Source organism: Brevundimonas sp. (assembly GCF_035627055.1).
Classification (GTDB): domain Bacteria; phylum Pseudomonadota; class Alphaproteobacteria; order Caulobacterales; family Caulobacteraceae; genus Brevundimonas.
This window is the reverse complement of record NZ_DASPMM010000022.1, coordinates 230,614-252,603: the sequence shown is the minus strand read 5'-3', so window position 1 is coordinate 252,603 and position 21,990 is coordinate 230,614. Positions and strand designations below refer to the sequence as shown.

Below are 21,990 nucleotides of genomic sequence, written 5' to 3'. Positions count from 1 at the left end.
CCATCTGAAGAGTGCGTTTGTCTGGATGTGCACTGAGCACAGGAAAGTCGGCTACGCGGCCACAGCTGCCCGCTCGTCGATGGAGGATGCGTTGGCCGTAGGGCCGAGCGCAGGCCAAGCGGAGGCGGCCGTGTTTCGCCCATCCTCGACTCCGTTTGTCGTCGGCTCGTCTCAAAGCGTCGCTTAGCTGTCGAACGCGTTGTGGGGTGAGAATGTGCAGGTCCGGCGCAAGGCGGCGCCCACCTTGTATTCGCACCACGTCTGCAAAATGCGCAAAGCGCGGTTCTGGGAAGATCCGCTCAGTACACGGAAGTCCAACGCTTACGGTGCGATTCGGCCCATCGCCGCTCTGGTCGCCAGCACCTCGGCGATGGATTGCCCGCCGGGACCGATAGGGGCTGTCAAAGCTCGCTGGACGATGGCCGCCGCCGCCTCAGCTTTGCCGGCCTGTTCAAGGAGCAGGCTGCTCACCAGCGTACCGCCCAGGCTGTGGCGGTCCAGCCGCAGCGCAATCTCCGCTCGCCGTCGGGCGTCATCCGGACGACCTTCCTGGAAATCGAGCAACGCGAGCCCGCCGTGCGCCTCGCTAAAGGTGTCATCGAGAGCGATGACCCGTTCGAAGCGCTCTCGCGCCATTTCAGCGTCGCCCGCAATCAGCCATGCCCAACCAGCGGCTATCCAGGAGCCGAGGTGATCGCCGAAGGTTTCGGCGGCCTGATCGAACCGTCTGGCGGCGTCAGTCGGCATGTCTCCCGAGAGGAGCACCGCTCCCATGCCCAAGTGACCGCGGGCGAGGTCGGACCGTAAGGCCAATGCCTGCTCGAAGTGTTCGCGCGCCTGCGCCGACCGACCCTCAGCCATGGCCAGCATGCCGATGGCGGCTTGGCCCTCCGCCGTCGTGTCGGCCCGCCCAGCCCAGCGAGCCGCCCGTTCCAAATCCTCGTGATCCAGCGCGGCGGTCGCCAGAGCTGACCACAAATCTGGGTCGTCGCTGCGCCCCTCCCAGGCGTCGCCGACCACCAGCGCTTCCTCGAGGCGACCGAGATGATGCAGGGACCGCACCTGTAGGGCGGCGGCCTGCGAATTTTCGGTCGCCTGCGCGAGCGCCTCCAGCACGCCGGCGTGGTCATTCAGGCGGCTGCGGGCCCAGGCGAGGTTGAAGCGCAAACCCGGATCAGCCGGGCGGTCGGCCAGCAGGCTGGAGAAGATGCTGGCGGCATCGGCGAAGCGATCGTCGGCGAGGGCGCACAGGCCGAGCAGATTGATCAGGGACGGCGGCGGCGGCGCTACCGCAGCGTGGCGCTCGATCAAAGCCGTCGCCTCCGCTGGCTCGCCTGCGAGCCAGGCGGCGTCGGCGGCTTCGGCGATCAGGCGCAGGTTGTCGCTGTCCGCCGACAAATAGTCCTTTAGCCGCTCGTATCTCGCCGACGCCCCAGCCGCATCGTCCATGGTGCGTTCCGTCCCCTGCTTCCGTCGCAGACTAGGGCGTCCGGCTCCGGGGGCGCAATCGGCGGAGGCCGGAAATATGTTTCTCTTGCAAATCCGAAGCTTGCGGGAATTCGGACCCCGATACTGAAAATATCCGTAAACTCTCGCCGCATCCTCCCGATGAAGAACTGTCGGGGAAGTGTGCGGCCGCACGCGTCCTCTAGTCGGGGAGTACGGACGCATGGTGGCGACGGTCATCGGATCCCGTTTGGGACTGGAGCAGACTTCGGGGTGGGTTCTTGGCTCGCGAGGGCAGCTCGGCTCCTCCGCCCTCGGCCGCGCCGGCGAAGGCGTCACCGTCAACGCCATGACCGGCAATCTGGTGGTGACCAATCAGGACGAGTTTCTGGTCGGCCTGGGTCCGGACAACGCGATCTCGCGCGCCTACAACAGCCAAGGGGCGTTTGACGGCGACAACAACGACGGCTGGCGGATCGGCTCGCGCCGCGTGACGGTCTCCGGCGGCGTCCCGAGCCGCACTGACTGGGACGGGTCGGTCGTCACCTATGTCTCGACCGGGACCAACCCCTGGCGGACCACCGAAGGCGGAGGGGCCTACGACACGCTGGCGCTGGACACGGTGTCTGGAAAATGGACCTGGACCGACGGCGACAGCCGCATCACCGAGACCTACGAGACGTATGACGGCGGGACCAATTTCCGCATCACCAAACAGTCCGACACCGACGGCAACAGCCTGACGTTCACCTATACCGGCGCGGGCCTGATCTCGCGGATCACCACCCAGGACGGGGCTTACACTGATTTCACCTGGTCCGGAAACAACCTAACCCAACTGGTCTCGACCTATCGCGATCCCCAGACTCCGGTGAACTGGCTGACGCAGACGCGGACGCGCTACGCCTACGACGCCCTCAACCGCCTGACGTCGGTGACGGTGGACCTCAGCCCGACGGACAATGCCGTCACCGACGGCAAGACTTACATCACCACCTACACCTACGACGGAACCTCGAACCGGGTGGCCTCGATCAGCCAGACCGACGGGTCGCGGGTGGACATCGGCTATGAGGCGAGCGGCGCCTATCGCGTCACCTCGATCACCCAGAGCGTGGCGGCCGGCGTCAGCCGCACGACGAGCTATACCTACGTCAGCGCGACCCGGACCGACGTCACCGATCCGGCCGGCCTGATCACGTCGCTGGAGTATGAGACCGCCACGGGGCGGCTGACGAAGATCACCGAACCTGCCGCGACTCAGGGCGGCACGGCGCAGGTGCGCGAGTTCACCTACGACACGCACGGCAATTTGCTGCGGGTCAAGACCTCGCCGACCAGCTGGACCGACTATGTCTATGACGACGCCAACGGCGACGGAACCGGCGGCGATCACAACGGCCTGTGGACCCACCAGTACCAGCGCACCGCCGCCAACAGCTATCTGGCCGCCCGCCGTACCTATAACGCCGCCAACGCGGTTCTCACCGACACCCGCTACCAGTCGCCGGACGCCAACAACACCGACGCCGTCATGCCGGGGGATCCGCTGACCACCCGCTACGCCTATGACAGCGAGAACCATCTCCGCTTCATGGTGGCGGCCAACGGCGATGTCACCCGTTACGACTACCGGCCCGACGGGATGCTGATCCGCACAACGGCGTTCACCGGCGATGGCTACAATCTGACCGGTCTGGCGTGGACCCAGTCGATCACCGAGGTGGCGCTCCAGAACTGGGCGGCCAACCTTACGGACAAGACGCAGGCCCAAATCACCGAGGTGATCTACGACAGCGTCCGGCCCACGATCGTCCAGACCGTGGCCTACTCCACCGTGCTTTCCAGCGGCGGCGCGGACGGCGGCTCGGCCGCCACCCGCACCAACTACGTCTACGACCAATCCGGCCGGCTTCTCTCCCGCATCGTCACGGGCGTGAGCGGCGCCGAGACATTCGTCTACGACGGTCTGGGCCGGATGGTCAGCTCGGTGGACTTCACCGGCTCGACCACTTCGAGCATCTTCCTGGACGCACTCGGCACGACCGTGATCCGGCGCGCCGACGGCCTGAACGAGATCTCGGTCTACAACCGCGCGGGGGAGCGGGTTAGCCGCACCGAAACCGACCGAGGCGAGAACCTCGTCAACCTGACCGGCTGGCCGCAAGGCGCGGCGCCAAGCGGCACGGCGACCGTGCCGGGCTGGCCCAACCCGGCCGCCTACGCCAACGAGACGCAGTGGGCGGTGATCGCCGGCCCGGCTGGTCGGGAGGTCGTGGCCATTCAATCCGGGCAGACCGTCAATAACGCCAATGGCGGCGGCAACTTCACCAATCCAGTTCCAGTCGACCCGACCAGGGCGATGGAGTTCGTCTTCTATTTCCGCAAGTCTGACCTGACCCGCCACTCGATCTATTTCGGCCTCGAAGGGGTGAGCGGCACCGTCGAAAACGGCACGACGGGCGTCGACAACAACAATCCGTACTTCTTCAGCGCTTCGGCGGCGGCCCAAGCCAACCTCTTCCAGAGCGATCGATGGTACAAGGTCGTCGGCTACGTGCTTCCTCAGGGAGCGGGCCTCGTCGCCGCCGGGTCGTTGGGTGGGGTTTACGACACCACGACGGGCGCGAAGGTGGCGTCGACCACGACCTACCGCTGGAATGACACCCTGCCAGGAAACCCGCAGGTCCAGGCGCGCTTCTTCGACTACTACGACGAGACCAACCTCGGGTTCTCGACCTATTTCTATCAGCCTGAGATTCGCGAGTTCTCAGCCGAACTGATCAATGAGCTACTGCCGGCCACGGGGACGCAATACCGCTACGACAACCAGGGACGGCTGCGCGTCCAGGTCGATCCGACGGGCCTCGCCACCCATCACCTCTACGACCGCGTCGGGCGTAAGGTCGCCGAGATCGACGGCGATGGCTCGCTGATCGAGTACAAATACGACGCCGCCGACCGGCTGGTCGCCACGGTGCGGTACGCGACGCGCCTGACTCCGGCGCAGATCGCCAGCCTGACCGACGCTGCCGGAAATCCGACGGGCGTGGAGCTGGCCGCCGTTCGTCCGGCGGGCGGGGCCGACGATAGCTGGACCTGGACGGTCTACGACGACGCTGGCCGCGTACTGCAGACCATCGACGGCACAGGCGCGACCACGTCCTACGCCTATGACGGCGCCTCACGGCTGCTGTCGGAGATCCGCTACGCCGCCCGCCTGACCGCAGGTCAACTCACCGGATTCAAATCGACCTTGCCGACCGCCCTCGTCCTTCCGGGAGCGACCGCAGGCCAGGACCGCATTACGCGCTACTTCTACGACGCCGCAGGCCGACGGATCGGAGCGCTGGACGCAGAGGGATTCTTCAGCCGCGTCGTCTACGACCGGGCCGGCAGGGTGATCGGCACCGACGCCTTCGCCGAGAAGGTGACCAACGCGACCCTGCTGCAGACCGGAACCTACGCCGCCCTGCTCGCCGAGGTGCAGTCGCCGGCCAATCCGGGGAACATCTCGACTTGGTCAGTCTATGACGGCCGTGGCTTCCTGCGCGGAACGGTCAACGGCGAAGGCGAGGTCACACTTTACGACTACAGCCCGCTCGGCCACCTCACCCAGGTGGTCACCGGCCGCAAGCTCGCCGCTGTCCCGACCAGTCAGCCGACCTTGGCCCAACTGGCGGCCGCGCCCCCCTCGCCGGTGATCGAGACGGTCAACTACACCCGCAACGGCTACGGCCAAGTGCTCACCGAGAGTCGCGCAGTGACCGGCGGGACCGAAACCATCACCTATGGTTATGACGCGCTGCGCCGGCTCGTCAGCGTCACGACGGACGTGGTATCCGGCGACGACCGAACGACCCTGCAACGCTACGACCGGCGCGGCCGCCTGATCGGGCAGTTGACCGCCCAGGGCGCCGTCGCGCTGGCGGCCTTGGGTGGCAGCCCGACCAAGGCTGACGTCGACCAGATTTACCGGCGTTGGGGAACCACCTACACCTACGACGATGCAGACCGGTTGATCGCGCAGACCGACCGCGACGGCACCTACGCCGCCGCCGGCGCCAAGACGCTATTCTTCTACGACGCCGACGGTCGCCTGACCCATGAGGTCAACGCGCTCGGCGAGGTCGTCCAACACAGCTATGACGCGCTCGGCCGGCTGATCGAAACCCGCGAGCATATCGGCCGCATTTCGACCGCCGGGCTGACCGGCGGGCCAGCGGTCGCGGCCCTGACCAGCCTGATCGTCAACAGCGGCTCTGATCGTCGCACAGCTTACGCCTACAATGTCGACGATACGGTGAAACAGACGACGGTATGGGTTTCGAGCGCCGCCAGCGCCGCCGGAACCACGAACTCGGTTACGACCGCCTTTGGCTACAACGCCTTTGGTGAGATGGCCTCGCGTACGGATCAGTTGGGCGAGTTCAACGGCGCGGTGGTCAATCGGCTCAGCACCTATGCCCGCGACCGTCGGGGCGCGGTGACCCAAACCGTTGAGGACAGCGGCGGGATCGACCGTGTGACCTCGGCAACCTACGACGCGTTTGGGCGCGCTATCACCACGACCGACGCCCGCAACAAGATGCGCAGCAACTCTTACGACCGTGCCGGCCGGATCGTGGAGCGGTTCGACGCCCTCGGATACAAAACTACCTACGAATATGACGCGCGCGGGCATACGATCAGGGTCACCGACCGCCAGAACAACACGACGCATTTCACGCACAGCGCCTTCAACCGGCAGGTGATCATGCTCACGCCCGAGGGCGTCGAGACCACCACCACCTATGACGATCGCGGCCTGACCGTCGCCTTCAGAGACGGCTCCGAGCGGGAAGTGAGCTATGTCTACGATCGCAACGGCAACCTAGTCAGTTCGACCAACGACCTCGGCGAGACGACGGACTACGACTACGATTACGCCGACCGCCTTTTGGAAACCACGGACGCGAGCGACCGAAAGGTCAGCTACACCTACGACGCCGCGAACCGCCAGCTGACAAGGACCGTCGACCCTGCAGGACTGAACCTGGTCACCACCTACGTCTACAACGGGCTGGGCGAGCAAATCCGCGTCACCGACGCGTCGGGTGTGCGCACCGACTACAAGTTCGATGGCCTAGGCCGGACGACCGAGATCATCGTCGATCCGTTAAATCTGGCGCTCACGACCCAGTACCGTTTCGATCGCCAAGGCAATCTGACCCGCCTCCTCGAAGCCGCCGCCTCGAGCGCCGAGCGCTCTACCTTCTTTACATATGACGCACTCAACAGGCTCTTGAGCAAGCGGGTCGGCGAAGCGGTTCTGAACGTCAAGAGCGAGTACGTCTATGACGGCGAGGGGAACGCCACGCTTCGTCGCGACTATCTGACGAGCGGACAGTATGTCGAGACCCGCTTCGTCTACGATGCCGAAGGGCAGCTGACCCTGACCGTCGACGCCGCCGGCGGCGTCACCCGCAACGTTTATGACGCCGAAGGCCGCGTTGTTCGGACCATAACCTACGCCGACGCGCTGACGGCCGGCGAGCGGACCGGACTAGGCGAGGCGCCGACCGCCTCGCAGGTCGAAGCCAAGGTGACCCTCAACGCCGCCCTCGACCGCTCCAACGCCTACATCCATGACGAAGACGGCCGGCTGGTGTTCAGCGTCGACGCCGTCGGGGCAGTGACCGAGAACCTTTACGACGGTGCGGGAAATGTGGTTCGCCAGATCCGCTACGCGAGCCTCTACACGGCTTCGCAGACGCCGACGGAGGCGCAGCTGCGCGCCTGGACGCCGGGGAACGGAACGGGCGCCCGGATCACGCGGGCGATCTTCGACGCCGCTAACCGTCAATCCTATGCCATCGATCCCGAAGGGTTCGTCACCGCCTTCGTCAACGACCCCGCCGGCCGGACGATCCGCACCTTGCGGTACGCCGCCGATTCCGACATGACCGGCCTGGCTTCCAACCCGACGGAAGCCCAGATGGCGGCTTGGGTCGCTGCCAACGCCGCCGCGGGCGTGCGCAAGACCCAAATCATCTACGACGGCGCAGGGCGCGCAAACTATGTGGTCGACGCCGCCGGCTATGTCAGCCGGACCACCTATACCGGCGAGCTGGTGACGGAGGAGGCCCGGTTCGCGACCGCGCTGTCGGTTCCGGACAACTCGACCACGGCGGCCGTGGCGGCCTTGCTCGTCGTCCATGAAACCGCGGCGGCCAAGACCAGCTACGGATATGACTCCGCCGGGCGCCAGATCACCGTCACCGACCCGATGCTCGGCGTGACGACGACCGAACTGAACGGCCTGGGCAAGGCGGTCAAGGTCACCGATCCGAGGGGCTCGATCGGCTTTTTCTATTACGACACCGCGGGTCGGCTCACCCTTCAGGTGGATCCCGAAAGGTGCTGGACCCGGACCACCTATTGGGCCGGCGACGAGGTCGCCACCGTCACGCGCGGCGCGCTGAAGGCAACCGGAACGCTTGTGGTCGGAACACCACCGACCACGCCCGCCCATGCCGATGACGCCGTCACCAGCTTCGAGCGCGATAATCTCGGCCGGATCACCAAGACGACCGACGCCGAGGGGCATTTCGAAACCTACACGCTGAACGCCTTTGGCGACCGGACCAGCGTCACCAACAAGATCGGCGGAACCACCACCTACACCTACGACCTGCGTGGCTTGATGGTCTCGGAGCTCCTGCCGATCACCTCGATGCAGGGCTCTACCCCTGGCAATGTGGTCAACCAGTTCCAGTATGACGCATTCGGCAATATGACCCGCTCGATCGAGGCGGCGACGTTGTCCGAGCAGCGGATCACCGACTTCGAATACGACAAGCTGGACCGGCTGACGAAGAAAATCGGCGAGCCGGTGACCGTAACGTCATCGACGAACTTCTCGACCTCGAGCGTTACCCCGACAGAGACGATCAAATACGACGCATTCGGCAATGTCATCGAGACGGTCGATGCCGGCGGCGCCCGGACGCTGTTCTATTACGACGCCCTCAATCGCAAGACCGGCGAGATTGACGCATTGGGAACGCGCCGCACGTGGATGTACGACGCGCGCGATAACGCCATCTGGGCCAGAGTCTACGACACCCAATCGGCGCTTCCGGCAACGGCGGGCGGGACAATGCCCGCTCCTACGGGGACCTACCGGGAAACGACCTTCACCTACGACAAGAACAACCGACTCACGTCCACCTCCGTGGCCAGCCTCCGCACTGGGCAGTACGTCTCGGGCACGGGCTATGCGACGACGCTTGGAACGGTCACGAGCCAGCAGGTCTGGGACCCGGCCGGAAACCTTGTCGAGGTCACAGACGGCCGGGGTGTGACGTCCTACCGCTTCTATGACGGGCTCGGCCGCCAAGTCGCAGCTGTCGACGGCGAGGGCTATCTGACGACATGGGCGCGCGATGCCGAGGGCAACGTGCTCAAGGAGGTCCGTTACGGGATCAAGGTTGTCGGCGCCGTCACGTCGGGTCGCCTGATCTCGTCGCTGCCGCCGCGGACAGCGAGCGCTTCACTTGGCGACCGCATCACCGATTTCACTTACGATCGCAACGGGCGGCGCGAGACTGAGATTCGCCGAGGTGTTGAAGTCTACGCCGGTCCCCCCGATGCCGACCGGATGATCGTCGCGGACGCCACGATCACCTACACCTATGACGGCCTCGGCAATGTCCTGAAGAAGACCGAGGCCAACGGCGACTATGTCGACTACGGCTACGATTTGATGGGCCGGCAGGAGACTGCGCTTGCCTCCGCCTTCACCGACCATCTGGGCGCAAGTGTCCGTCGTCTGACCACGACCGCCTACAACGGCTGGTCCGGCGTGACACGCGTCGACGACGGCAAACAGGGCGGCCTGCTGGCCGACGCCCGGGTCACCACCTACGCCTACGCAGCGGGGCGCCTGAGCTCGTCCACCGACGCCACCGGGTTCACAGTCAACTTCGGCTATGACGCCGCGGGACGGGTTGTGAAGGAAAGCTATGACCGGGTCCGCGGCGATGGCGTCACCGTCACCGAAGGCCGCCGGTATACCTATGACGCGCTGGGCCGCGTCACTCTGGAAAGTTCCGCTTCCACCAACGGAACCTGGTCGTTCGGCGACGGACGGGGCCTCGTCTACAACGCCCACGGCGAGGTCACCTCGAAGACCCTGAACGGCGTGGTCCAGGAGACCTTCTCCTACGACACGGCCGGACGGCTGTGGCGATCGACGGCCGGAGACGGCGTCGCCCGCTACATGCTCTACGACGCGGCGGGGCGGGTCACTCTGACCGTGTCCCCCGTCGGCGGCATGGCGAATTACGCCAACGTCGAGACCCTGACGACCTGGCTGACCAACAGCGGGGCTTACACCATCGGTGCTCAGGATCCAGGCAGCGCGGTCCTGACGTTCAGCCTCTACGACAACCGCGGCATGGCCACCGGCACGCTCCAGCCTTTCGCCCAGCTCAGCCGCGACGTGACCACCGGCGTCTACACGACCGCCACGATCGGCCGCAGCCGCGCCTACAACGCCTTTGGCGAGGTGATCTCCGAGACCGATGGCCGAGGGTTCACGACCGATTTCATCTACAACACCATGGGCCGCATCATCGAGCAGCGTAGCCCGGAGGTGGCCTTCACCAACGAACAGGGGGTGGTCGCCAACGCCCGCCCCACTGAGCAGCGCCGCTACGACATCTCCGGCCGTCTGGTCGCCACTCGGACCGCCAACGGCTACTGGACGAGCCGCACCCTGCTGGCCGGCTCCGGCCACAACGGCGAGGAGGCCGTCGTCACCGGCGAGCTCTTCGCCGACCAAGGGACGAAGGCCTATGGCGTCGATGTCTTCGGCGATGTGCGCAAGGTCACCGACCAACTCGGCTTCGTCACCCTGCAGAATTATGACAAGGCTGGCCGGCTGATCTCAGTCCAGCATCCGGGACGAGCGGCGTACACGCCCGGCAACAACACCGGCTCGCTGGTTCAGCTGACCGACTATTACGGGTACGACGGCCTGGGCCAGCGCATCCAGCACTGGAACAGCCAGTTCGGGACCAGCTTCAAGGAGAAGACAGTCTACGACCGTGAGGGCCGCGTCGTTTCACAAACTGATTTCGAAAGCCGCGCCACGACCTACGCCTGGATCTGGGACGCCACCCTGACGACCACGGGCGTCGGGACCTTCGGGGGCTGGATCAAGACCACGACCCACGCCTCGGGCAAGGTCGGCGTGGAGAAGCTGGACGGGTTCGGACGCCTGACCGCCAAGACCGACCTCGGCGGCCGCACCTACGCCATGGGTTACGACCAAGGTGGCCGCCAGATCACTCAGACCTCTTCGGCCGGCCAGAACTTGACCTGGAACTGGTACAACACCGGGCTGATGTCGCGGCAGACCGATGCCGTGGCGGGCGGCACGCGCGTCGATTACGCCTATGACGCCAACGGGTCGCGGACGCGCGAGCGCTACGCTACCGGATCGACCGTGCGTCAGGATGGCTACGCAGAGTATGACGCCTTGGGCCGCTTGACCCGGTTCGAAGATCGCTCCGCCAATGCTTCCGACCCCACCCGAACGGTGTGGACCTACGACCTGAACGGCAACATCCGCTCCAGCCAGAGCAATTTCCGCAACGTCACGGCCACACCATCCACCCCGACCGTCGCCGGCGCCACCCTGTGGAACCGCTACGACGGCCTGGACCGGATGGTCCAGGTCGAGGCGGCCATGACGGACGGCGTGATCTGGGGCGGGCGCTACCTGGAGTATGACGCCGCCGGCAACCGGCGGCGGATGCTGACCAGCACCTCCGTCCAGACGGACATCGTCACCGGCACGGAGGCCGTCTGGGTCCCGGACCCAGGCGGCGGCGGTGGTGAAATGGAAGAGCTGCCCGGCGAGGAGTCCGGTCACTGGGAATACTACACCACCTACGAAAACCGTCCCGGCTTCGTGGTTGAGAACTATGACTACACGGCCGACGGCTACCTCTCGCGGGTCGGCAAGTCGCAAGACGAGTGGAACACCACGACCGACACCGTCGTGCGTTCCGCCATCACGTGGAAGTCGGAGGACGTCCGCGACGCCATGGGGCGGCTGACCTACCGGTGGGAGAACTCCGGCATCCGCACCGGGGTCAGCACGACCTACACCCGCACCGCGACCTACGACAAAGCCGGCCTGGTTCTGACCGAACAGACCTTCACCTACGTCAACGACAACATCTTCACCGGCGTCACCGCCCGCTTCAACACCCAGAACACCACCTACAGCTATTTCGAAGGCTCGACCTGGCGCGGTGTTGTGACCTCGGTCACGACCACAGGCACCACCGACGTCTGGCCGCTGGGCGGCTCTACAACACCCTCGGCACCGACCAGCACGACCTATGGCTACAGCTGGTGGGACGACGCCCGGCAAGCGACCATCACCTACGATTCCGACACCGGATCGGGCTCCAACGCCCTGCACACCTCGACCTTCAACCTGGATGTCAACGGACGCGTCTCGACGGTGGTCATCAACGACGACCGCGACCGCACCGTCACCTTCGTCACCGACGCCAACGGCCAGGTGCTAACTCGCACCGAACTGGACAACAACGCCAGCCTTGCCGATCCGAAGGACCAGTATTTCTACTTCAGCGGCCGACGCATCGGCGAGGTCACCAACAACGGCTCCTATGTCTCGACCTACCAAGGGGCGATGTACGACCGCGCCAACACCGGGCCGGCGACTCCGGCCCCGTTCCAGAACGGCAACTACGCAACCCACGCCATTGACTTCGACCTCGCCTATGAGGCCCTGACCCCGCACAGCATCCGCTCGGGCGGGACCAGCTGGACCATCCGCGACGGCGACACCCTGCAGGGCATCGCCGCCGCCGTCTGGGGCGACGCCTCGCTCTGGTACATGATCGCCGAGGCCAACGGCCTGACCTCGGCCTCGCTGCTCACCGCGGGCCAGACGATCACCGTCCCGGCCCGGGTCGGCAACGTCCACAACACCTCCCAGACCTTCCGCCCCTACGACCCCAACCAGACCCTCGGCGACGTCAGCCCCACCCAGCTCAAGCCGCCCAGGAGCGGCGGCGGCTGCGGGCCCATCGGGCAGATGCTGATGGTGGTGATCGCGGTGGCGGTGGCGGCGATCGTGGCGCCGTATGCCACGGCGGCCCTCGCCAATACGGTTGCCGGCGCGGGCACATTCACGGGCGCCGGCATTGCGGCGGGGACGACATCCGTCGCCGTAGGCACCTCAACGATAAGCGTCGGTATTGGCTCGTTTATCGGTGGCGGCGCTATCGCCGGGGCGGCGGGATCGATCGCCAGTCAGGCGTTCGGGGTCGCAACCGGCATTCAGGACAAGTTCGACTGGAAGGCGGTCGGCATGGCTGCGATCGCCGGCGGCGTCGGCGCGGGCATGGGACAGCTGATTCCGGGCCTCTCCGGAGCCGGAAATGTCGGCAACAACTTCGCGCGAGGTCTAGCCCGGGGCGCCATCGGCAACGCCGTGACGCAAGGCATCTCTGTTGCGACCGGCCTGCAGGAGAAGTTCGACTGGACGGGCGTCGTTGTGGGGGCCGTGGTCGGGGGTGTGACGTCAGCCGTCGATAGCCACCTCAATCCCAAGGGAGTTCGTCATGAGGCATGGAGCACCGAGGGTGCGCGTCTGGCGATAACGTCGGGCGCGACCGGAGCCTTTGCAGGAGCTGCAACCCGGTCGGTGCTGACGGGGACGAATTTTGGCGACAATCTCATTGCCGCGCTGCCGGACGTCTTGGCGACGACAATCGGGAACGCGATCGGAGAACGCGTGCACGCCCAAGGCGCGAAAACCCAACCTAGCATGACTGCGGAAGACCTATGGAATAACGCCCGCACCCGAGTGGGCGGAGAAATTTTGGATAACAGCCAGATCGCAAGACTGGAGAGCGCGACTGCACCAGAATTGATTTTAGAAAGCGGTTTGTCGACCGAATCTGGGGCGATTGCGAACGCAAGATATAGCGCTGCAGAGAACACCATCTCCGTTAACGCCGAACTTGTAAAATCTGCAGCGAACTCAACAGAAGCGTCTGCAGCCCTATACCTCGCACTTACAGAAGAATACGACCAAGCAGCGGCCGACATTGCAGGAGTGTCTTTTGACCAACCGACTTACCGTATAGACGAGGGCGCTCTCTTTGCTATGGATCAGGCGTCCAGTGACCTCAGCTCAATGCGGTTCTCAGGACATGGCCAGTTCGACTTTCAGTTGAATATCGCCGGCAATCAGCAAGTGTTCACAGTGCGGCAGCATGAACTGGCGGTGGTCACAGAACGAACATTCACTGCCGAGCGGCTTCTTGCAGACGTCCAAGACGTAGGTGGCAGTTACCAGGTTGCGGGTCGGTCATCCGGACCAGCCTCAAACTATACGCCATACGAACTGTCGCTCATAGCGCGGCGAGATCGAGCTAACGCAACTCTATCCCTGTATTTGGATCAGAATGCGGTTGCCACCATTGCTCGTTACGAAAGTGCTCGCGAGCTTCACGGATATGTCCCCACAGCAAGCAGTGGTGTTACAATCGCTAGTGGCTTCGACATTGGGCAGCATACTGAACCCCAAATCAATAGCTTTGGCTTTCCTCAAACCTTGACGGATAAGCTGAGGCCACATGCCGCTTTTGGACATGGGAGAACGCGAACAGGAGCCGCTGCCCGCGCATCCCTACGAGCTAGTCCTCTTACAGTGACGGCCTTGGAGGCAGAAACCATTGATGCGGTCATCTTCGCCTCAAAGGTCGTAACCATCGCAAATCGCTATGATAGAGATCATGCCAGAATCCACCCCAATGATCCGCTAATGTTCCGCGATCTAGATATGGGTTTCAGGACTGTAATAGTCGACGTTGGTTTCAACCATGGTGAATATTACGGCTCATCCTCTAGGAATACCACAATGCGAACGCTCTGGACGCAGTTTGTGGGACGTGACTGGCCCGGATCCATGGCTACACTGCAGGGAATGGCAACGGGTAGCTACTACCCCGCCGATCAACGCGGCAACCGGACACGCCGCCTTGCCAACCGCACCATGATCGCCCAAACTTTGGCAACAATTGCGCAAGCTCGTGCAGCGCCCAATGGTACACCTAGAACGAGGTAAGCTCTTATGCGCGTGGTCGTAGCGGCTTTCCTCCTTATGCTGTGCTCGGCTTGCAGCACACCAAATGGGGCCCCCAGTTGGAAGAACCCCTATTTTGATACAGACCAGCCGGCTTCAAACGGGTGCCGGGACCGAAGTGTAAGGGTAGGGCCTACCGACCTCTCAGAGGTCGCATCAAAAATGGTCCAGGCTGAATCCGATCTTGGTGTTGCGCTACTTTCCGACGCTGCCAGAAGCAATCTCGAATGGGCCAGAGGAAGTGAGTTCGCCGAAATCGCGAATGACTCGCCGTTGGCCGCATTTCGCACCCGAACAGGTGGTAGAGATATTTGTTTTGCTCTCGACTGCTCTTCTGTTGACGAACTTCCAGCCCTAGTCTTCTCGTGTCAGCGAAATTATTGCGTTAGCAAGACGGCGGCTTACATTGATCGAGATGGCGAACTAACGGCCATCGGGATTTTTGATTTGAATCAATATTCCTCTCAATCGAGAGGCGAGCCTCAAAGAATGATAATCTTTACCGAATCAGACAATGCTCAAAGAGAAACTGTTACTAGGCTTTTTGCTGCATGGAACGTTCTGTTGAATGATTTTTCAGTATTGAACTCGACAGCATTTATACCAAACATGGCGAAACTTGAAGAAATAGACGATAGTTATAGTCGAGATGTATTCATTAGAGGGTGCGAGATTTGACTTCGACCGGAGCGTGCCGTCAGCCCGAGCCGGTTCAGCACCATTTAGTGCGCGCATCTGCGCAGACAATCCTCGTCCGTCGAGAGCCACGCGAATCGTCCCCGCCACAGATGCGCGGTCCACAAGCTCCCGACAACTGCCCTTTGTATTCCCCCCGCGAGTTGACGTTGATCCAGCACTCGTGATCTCGGGGTGAGCGTATGGGTGTGGCAACGTCATCCACGTCGTCGACTTTGACCGGGCCTTTGAGGCCCTGACCCCGCACAGCATCCGCTCGGGCGGAACCAGGTGGACCATCCGCGACGGCGACACCCTGCAGGGCATCGCCGCCGCCGTCTGGGGCGACGCCTCGCTCTGGTGCATGATCGCCGAGGCCGACAGCCTGACCTCGGCCTCGAACAACATCCACAAACCTCCCGACAGTCGCGCTTGCAATCCCGCGCCAGTTCACGTTGATCTGCCAGCTGTGATCTCGGGGGAGAGCGTATGGGCGCGGACCAGTCGTTGGGCTTGCTCAACCAGATGCTGTGGGCGGTGCTGACCATCGCAGCTCCGGTGGTGGCCGTGGTCATGATCGTGGGACTGATCATCAGCGTGCTGCAGGTGGCGACCCAGCTGCAGGAGATGACCCTGAGCTACATCCCCAAGCTGCTGGCCGCCGTTCTGGTGCTGATCGCCGTCGGGCCGTGGATGATCGAGCGGATGACCTATTTCGCCGTCCAGGCCATCCGCACTATTCCCTCGATCGGATGATCGCCCCGACGGATTCCCTGACCGGCTGGCTGATCGCCAGCCTGCTGATCAGCCTGCGCATCTCGCCGGTTCTGGCCTTCGCGCCGCCGTTCACCCTGATGCGGGTCCCGGCGCTTTTCCGGGTGCTGCTGTCGCTGGGGCTGAGCGGGCTGATGGCGGCCGGCCTGCCCGGCCTGACCCCGCCGCCGGCCGAGGCCGGAGCGCTGGCGGCGGCGGCGGCGCGGGAGCTGCTGCTGGGCGCGACCATCGTGCTGGCCTTCCAGGCGGCGTTCGGGGCGCTTTACGTCGCCGGGCGGACGGTCGACATACAGGCCGGCTTCGGCCTCGCCGCGCTGGTGGATCCGACGAGCCGGGCGCAGACGCCGCTGGTGGGATCGATCTACGCCTACGCCGCCGGGGTCGTGTTCTTCGCCATGGGCGGGCACCTCGACCTGCTGCGCATCGTCGCCGCCTCGCTGGAGGCCGTGCCGCTGGGCCGGGCGACGTTGCCGTCCGACCTCGGCCCACTGGCGGCCTATCTGGGGACGGTGTTCACCCTGGCGTTCGGCGTGGTCGGGGGGTTGATCCTGGTGCTGTTCCTGACCGACATCGCCATCGCCCTGCTGTCGCGCACGGCGCCGCAGCTGAACGTTCTGGTGCTCGGCTTTCAGGTCAAGACCGCGCTGCTGATGATCGCCATGCCGCTGACGCTGGGGGTGTCGGGCGCGCTGCTGGCGCGGATGTCGTCGACGGTGCTGCAGGCCCTGCCGGCGCTGATGACATGAGCGAGGGCGCCGAACAGGACCGGTCGGAACTGCCGACGCAGCACAAGCTGCAGCGGGCCCGGCGCGAGGGCACGGTGGCGCGCGGCACGGATCTGGGGTTCCTGTCCGTTCTCGTTGGCCTGACCGGCCTCACCTGGTTCGCGGGGGAGCGGGTCGTCGCAGCCCTGATGCGCTCCACAGCCGTCGGCATCGCGGCGACGGACGCCGAGCTGGTCGGGGCGCAGGGCTTTATGGCGCTGACCGGGCGAATGGCCGCGCCGCTGATGAGCCTCCTGCTGCCGATGGCGGGCGGGCTGTTCGCCCTCGTCCTCGTACTGGAGTTCGTCCAGACGGGGCCGGTGTTCTCAAGCAAGGCGCTGCGCTTCGACTTCAACCGCCTGAACCCGGCCACGGGGCTGAAGCGACTGTTCACCGTGCGGATCCTGATCGAGACCGCCAAGGGGGTGCTCAAGCTGGCGCTGTATTCGGCGGTCGCCGCCGTGGTGATCATGGCCGCCCTGAAGGCGGCGCCGGCGGTCACCGACGCCGGCCGGCTGGCGACCTTCATGGGCGCTTCGATGTTGAAGCTGTTCGCCGCCGGCGCCGGCGTCGCGGCCGCCATCGCCCTGCTGGACCAGCTGATGGCGCGGCGCGAATTCCTCAAGAAGATGCGGATGAGCCGGCGTGACGTGAAGCGCGAGCACAAGGACCGCGAGGGCGATCCGCGGCTGAAGCAGAAGCGCAAGGCGCTGCACGGCGAGTTCGCACGCACCAGCCAGAGCCTGCGGGGCATCCGCAATGCCGATCTGGTAGTGGTAAATCCGGTGCATTTCGCGGTCGCCCTCCGCTATCAGCCCGGGATCGTGGACGCCCCCCTGGTCGTTTCCCGCGGATCCCACGCCATGGCCCTGCGCCTGCGCAGGCTGGCCTTCGCCTACGGCGTGCCGGTGATCGTCGACCCCCCGCTCGCGCGCCGGCTGTTCCAGCGCTCCGTGCTAAGCCGTCCGATCCCGGAAGAGCTGTTCCGCCCGGTCGCCGATCTGTATCTGAGCCTGCGCCGCAAGCCGCCGGCGCAAGGGACCCCCACCGATGTTTAAGGGCTTGCTGAGCCGCAATCAGGATCTGTTCCTGGTCTTCGCCGTGCTGTCGATTCTGCTCGTCCTGTTCGCGCCGATCCCGCCGGTCATGCTGGACCTGCTGATCATCCTCAACTTCTCGTTCGCGCTGACCATTCTGCTGCTGACCCTCTACGTCGAAAAGCCGGTCGCCTTCTCCACCTTCCCGTCCCTGCTGCTGGTGGCGACGCTCTACCGGCTGGCGCTGAATGTCGCCGCCACCCGACTGATCCTGACGGAGGCCCACGCCGGCGAGGTGATCGACGCGATCGGCTCCTTCGCGGTGCAGGGCAGCTTCGTCGTCGGGCTGGTGGTGTTCTTCATCCTGGTGGTCGTCCAGTACGTCGTGGTGACGTCGGGGGCGCAGCGCGTGTCCGAGGTCGCGGCCCGCTTCGTGCTCGATTCGGTGCCCGGCCAGCAGATGAGCATCGACGCCGATCTGAACATGGGGCTGATCGATCAGAACGAGGCCAAGCAGCGGCGCAAGACGCTGGAAAAGGAGGCCGCCTTCTACGGATCGATGGACGGGGCCAGCAAGTTCGTGAAGGGCGACGCCGTCGCCGGCGTGATCATCCTGCTGATCAACATCGTCGCCGGCTGGATCATCGGCGTCGCCCAGATGGGGATGGACTGGCTGACGGCCTTGCAGACGTTCAGCCTGCTGACCATTGGCGACGGCATCGTCACCCAGATCCCGGCCCTGATCGTCGCCGTCGCGACTGGCCTGATCGTGACGCGGTCATCCGCCGACCGTCACCTGAGCACCGAGATTCTCGCCCAGCTCACTTCCGTTCCCAAGATTCCCCTGCTGGTGATGGCGGCGCTCTGCCTCCTCCTGCTCATGCCCGGCATGCCGAAATGGCCGATCGCCCTCCTCGCACTCGGCTCCCTAGGAGCCTGGCTGGCGATGCGGCGGCGCAAGCTGGAGGATCTTACCGACGGCGCGCTGGAACTGCCCCGTTCTGAAGTCACGCCGGGCGAGTCCGGGGCGATCATCGAAGTCCAGCTGGGACGCGGCCTGTCCGAGGCCTGGCGGGCCATGAAGCCGGTTCTGACAGAACGTATCTCCGCTCTGCGCGCGCAGGAGGAAAAGTCCACGGGCCTGGTGCTTCCGTCGGTCTCCTTCCATGACAGCGCCGAAGCCGGCGATCTGGAGTACGCAGTCGTTGTGCACGGCGCGCGTCATGGCAAGGGAACGATTCATCCGGATCGCACCTTGGCGATCCGGTCCGCCGGCTCGAGCGCCCCTCTCGAGGGCATAGAGGCGCGGGATCCGGCCTATGGATTGCCGGGCGTCTGGATCGCCGATGGTGAGCGGGAAACCGCGCGGGACGCGGGCTGCACCCTGGTCGACCCGGTAACGGTGCTGATGACCCACTTGGGGGAGGTGGTGCGAAGCGCCCTGCCCCAGCTTTTGTCCCGCACCGACGTCGTGCACCTGCTCGAGGGGGTGCGAACCCGCCAGCCCGGACTGGTCGAGGATCTCATCCCAGCGATCCTCTCGGTTTCCGACGTCCAACGCGTCCTGCAGCAACTGCTCAGCGAAAACGTCTCCATCCGTCAGGTCGATCTGATCATCGACGCCCTCGTCGATGTCGGCCGGCACACCAAGGATCCAGCTGAGCTGACCGAACGGGTGCGCCAGAAGCTTGGATTCAGCATCTTCAGCGCTTTGCGCGGTCCGCACGAGGCCTTGGCGGTCATGAGCCTCAGTCCGAAGCTCGAAACCCAGTTACTCGAAAGCGTGAGGCGCTCAGAGAATCCGGAGTCCCTGATCCTCGACCCCCGACTGGCAGAACAGTTGCTCAAGAAGCTGATCCCGATGGTTGACGACATGGTCGGCCAGCGGTTGTCGCCCGTCCTCCTCTGCGGCGCGGAATTGCGACGCCAGCTCAAGGCCTTCACGCGCAGGTCCGCGCCAAGGCTGGCGGTGGTGTCCGTCGCCGAGGTGCCTCAAACGATCGACCTCCGGTCGTTCGGAGTGCTGCAAACAGAGTGACGAGCGGCTTGCCGCGTCGAGTGTTCGATGTTAGGCCAATTGACGTGGGGGACTTAGTGCAATCGGCGACATCAATACTTTCGGCCGCGCAGAGGCGCGCCGAAGAGGCCGCGCACAATATTGCCAACGTCACCACGCCTGGATACAGAGCGAAGCATAGCTTCGCCGAAGCCCTCGCGAGTATAGACAGCTCAGAGATCGGCGCACCAACGCTGACGACTCTTGTTTCGCTTACGTCGGGGCAACTTTCCGAGACTGGCAATCCGACCGACCTGGCGCTGACCGGCGATGGCTTCTTTGAACTCAGAGACGAAACGGGACCGTTATACACGCGCAACGGCCAATTCACGCGCGCTGACGATGGCCGCTTGCTGGACCTCGGCGGCCGGGTTCTCCAGGGCGTTGGCGGCGGCGACATCGTCCTTCCGGCGGGGGCGTTCTCGGTCGAAGCGGATGGCGCCGTGCGGTCGGGCGACCGCGTTATAGCGCAAATCTCCGTCGTAAGCCTCGACCCGAGCTCAATCGTGCCCGGACCAGACGGTCTGCTGACGGCCCCGGGCGACCGCGTCTCGGCGCTCGACGCGCCGGTTGTTCGCCAAGGCTTCCTGGAAAGCGCCAACGTCTCGATGGGCGACGAAATGGTTGCGCTGATGGAGGCGGTCCGCCGGGCCGAGACCGGCCAAAGGCTGATGAACGTATACGATGACCTGATGGGACGGGCCATCACCACCCTGGGACAGACAAACGGATGAACGGCGCCTTCTACATCGGGGCCACGGGCCTCAGAGCCCAGGAGCGGGCTCTGGCTGTGACGGCCAACAACATCGCCAACCTCAACACGCCGTCATTCAAGCGCACGCAGGTCCGTTTCGGCGAACTCACCTCGGCCGCGTCCGAACCTGATGGGCTGGCGCGCCCCTCCCTCTCCAGCGGAGCCGGCGTCGCCGCCATGGCGACCATGGCGGTCTTCGACCAAGGAGAGTTGCGCGCGACCGGAAGCGCGACAGACCTCGCCATCCAGGGGCCCGGATTCATCGAGGTGATGGGCGCCGCGGGCCAGCGGCTGTTGTGGCGGGGCGGAACCTTGACGATCAGCCCGGACGGTCTCTTGTCGACGACCGAAGGCCTGCCGCTGCAGGCGCTGATCACGATCCCGGAGGGCGTCACGGACCTCCGCGTCGCGCTCGACGGGACGGTCGCCGCCGCGCTCGGCGAGGACGGGGGCCTGACCGAGCTCGGCCGCATCGACCTGATCAGCATCAGGGATCCGGGAAGCCTGGAGGCGCTGGGCGGAGGACTCTACCGCCCAAGCGCAGACGATTCTGGAGCCGTCATGGTTCCCGGGGAAGAGGGCGCCGGCACGATCGTCCAAGGTGCCTTGGAGGCCTCCAATGTCGCGCTGGCCAACGAAATGGTCACTCTGATGCTGCTGCAACGCGCCTATTCCGCCAGCGCCCAGGCGCTCCAGGCCGGCGACCAGCTCATGGGCATAGCGAACGGCCTGAGACGCTAGATGTCGCCGGCGCTCGCTCTTGTCTTGGGCCTGATGCTGGAACCGGACCCGGTGACCTTCCGCCCGCAGGTCTCGGTGCGCGGCGATGTGGTTCGGCTCGGCGACGTCGCCGACCTTTCGGCAGTGCCGGAGCCCCTCCGCGCCCGCGCTGTCGACACGCCCGTGGCGCGAGTCATTGGCGGATCGCAGTCCCTTTCGATACGGGTGATGGCGGCGCGCGCCCGCGCCGCGTTGCCGGGCCTGTCCCCGTGGCTCGCAATTGAGGGCGATGGCGTGGTGCGCATCACCTCCGCCCCGATCGAGTCGCCGACGGCGCCCGCGAACAGCCCCACCTCCGCGCCCGCGCCGTCCGTATCGGCCGGCGACGTTCTGACCCTGCGGGTGACGGTTGGGCCGGTCACCGTCGAGCGGGAAGTCCGTGCGCTGCAGGCGGGCGTCCCTGGCGGTGCCCTGTTCGTCCGGACGGCGGACGGCGCGGTCCTCCGGGCCCTTTTGGCGGAAGACCTATGAAACCGATCGCGACTGGCCTCGCCCTTTGTCTCGCCGTCGCCCTCCCCGGCCCC

Annotated in this window: 10 protein-coding genes; 9 read left to right on the top strand and 1 reads right to left on the bottom strand. The window is 65.0% G+C overall.

Going from position 1 to position 21,990, the window contains the following annotated elements; genetic code table 11:
• Positions 1-321: 321 nt before the first annotated feature.
• Positions 322-1,449 carry a tetratricopeptide repeat protein gene (locus VEA98_RS11810; protein ID WP_324814555.1) on the bottom strand — a complete coding sequence of 376 codons (1,128 nt, stop codon included), beginning with the start codon at positions 1,447-1,449 and terminating at the stop codon, positions 322-324.
• Positions 1,450-1,669: 220 nt separating this feature from the next.
• Between VEA98_RS11810 and VEA98_RS11805 the strand changes: the two genes are divergently transcribed.
• From VEA98_RS11805 to VEA98_RS11765, 9 genes are all read left to right on the top strand, one after another.
• Positions 1,670-14,608 (top strand): pesticin C-terminus-like muramidase, encoded by a 12,939-nt coding sequence (locus tag VEA98_RS11805; RefSeq protein WP_324814552.1) that lies wholly within the window; start codon positions 1,670-1,672, stop codon positions 14,606-14,608.
• A 180-nt stretch (positions 14,609-14,788) separates the two neighbouring features.
• Positions 14,789-15,304 (top strand): hypothetical protein, encoded by a 516-nt coding sequence (locus VEA98_RS11800; RefSeq protein ID WP_324814549.1) that lies wholly within the window; start codon positions 14,789-14,791, stop codon positions 15,302-15,304.
• A 486-nt stretch (positions 15,305-15,790) separates the two neighbouring features.
• Positions 15,791-16,057, top strand: coding sequence for a flagellar biosynthetic protein FliQ (locus VEA98_RS11795; protein WP_324814547.1), 267 nt, complete (start codon positions 15,791-15,793; stop codon positions 16,055-16,057).
• Complete coding sequence (locus VEA98_RS11790; protein WP_324814545.1) at positions 16,054-16,821, top strand: flagellar biosynthetic protein FliR; 768 nt, start codon at positions 16,054-16,056, stop codon at positions 16,819-16,821. Before VEA98_RS11795 ends, VEA98_RS11790 begins: the two co-directional genes overlap by 4 nt.
• Positions 16,818-17,897, top strand: coding sequence for an EscU/YscU/HrcU family type III secretion system export apparatus switch protein (locus tag VEA98_RS11785; protein WP_324814543.1), 1,080 nt, complete (start codon positions 16,818-16,820; stop codon positions 17,895-17,897). The genes VEA98_RS11790 and VEA98_RS11785 overlap by 4 nt, the downstream gene beginning before the upstream one ends.
• 4 nt (positions 17,898-17,901) lie before the next feature.
• Entirely contained in the window at positions 17,902-19,914 is a 2,013-nt protein-coding gene (locus VEA98_RS11780) for a flagellar biosynthesis protein FlhA (protein WP_324814540.1), read from the top strand.
• A 56-nt stretch (positions 19,915-19,970) separates the two neighbouring features.
• Positions 19,971-20,666 carry a flagellar hook basal-body protein gene (locus tag VEA98_RS11775; RefSeq protein ID WP_324814537.1) on the top strand — a complete coding sequence of 232 codons (696 nt, stop codon included), beginning with the start codon at positions 19,971-19,973 and terminating at the stop codon, positions 20,664-20,666.
• A complete protein-coding gene (locus VEA98_RS11770) occupies positions 20,663-21,427 on the top strand; it encodes a flagellar hook-basal body protein (protein ID WP_324814535.1) in 765 nt (254 codons plus the stop codon). Before VEA98_RS11775 ends, VEA98_RS11770 begins: the two co-directional genes overlap by 4 nt.
• Positions 21,428-21,937: a hypothetical protein gene (locus VEA98_RS11765; protein ID WP_324814532.1), complete on the top strand. Its 510-nt coding sequence runs from the start codon at positions 21,428-21,430 to the stop codon at positions 21,935-21,937. It abuts the gene before it with no gap.
• Positions 21,938-21,990 lie beyond the last annotated feature (53 nt).

Bases quoted from the DNA above. Each gene is read 5' to 3' on its own strand.
- VEA98_RS11810 (WP_324814555.1), bottom strand. From the start codon at position 1,449: ATGGACGATGCGGCTGGGGCGTCGGCGAGATACGAGCGGCTAAAGGAC.
- VEA98_RS11805 (WP_324814552.1), top strand. From the start codon at position 1,670: ATGGTGGCGACGGTCATCGGATCCCGTTTGGGACTGGAGCAGACTTCG.
- VEA98_RS11800 (WP_324814549.1), top strand. From the start codon at position 14,789: ATGGTCCAGGCTGAATCCGATCTTGGTGTTGCGCTACTTTCCGACGCT.
- VEA98_RS11795 (WP_324814547.1), top strand. From the start codon at position 15,791: ATGGGCGCGGACCAGTCGTTGGGCTTGCTCAACCAGATGCTGTGGGCG.
- VEA98_RS11790 (WP_324814545.1), top strand. From the start codon at position 16,054: ATGATCGCCCCGACGGATTCCCTGACCGGCTGGCTGATCGCCAGCCTG.
- VEA98_RS11785 (WP_324814543.1), top strand. From the start codon at position 16,818: ATGAGCGAGGGCGCCGAACAGGACCGGTCGGAACTGCCGACGCAGCAC.
- VEA98_RS11770 (WP_324814535.1), top strand. From the start codon at position 20,663: ATGAACGGCGCCTTCTACATCGGGGCCACGGGCCTCAGAGCCCAGGAG.
- VEA98_RS11765 (WP_324814532.1), top strand. From the start codon at position 21,428: ATGTCGCCGGCGCTCGCTCTTGTCTTGGGCCTGATGCTGGAACCGGAC.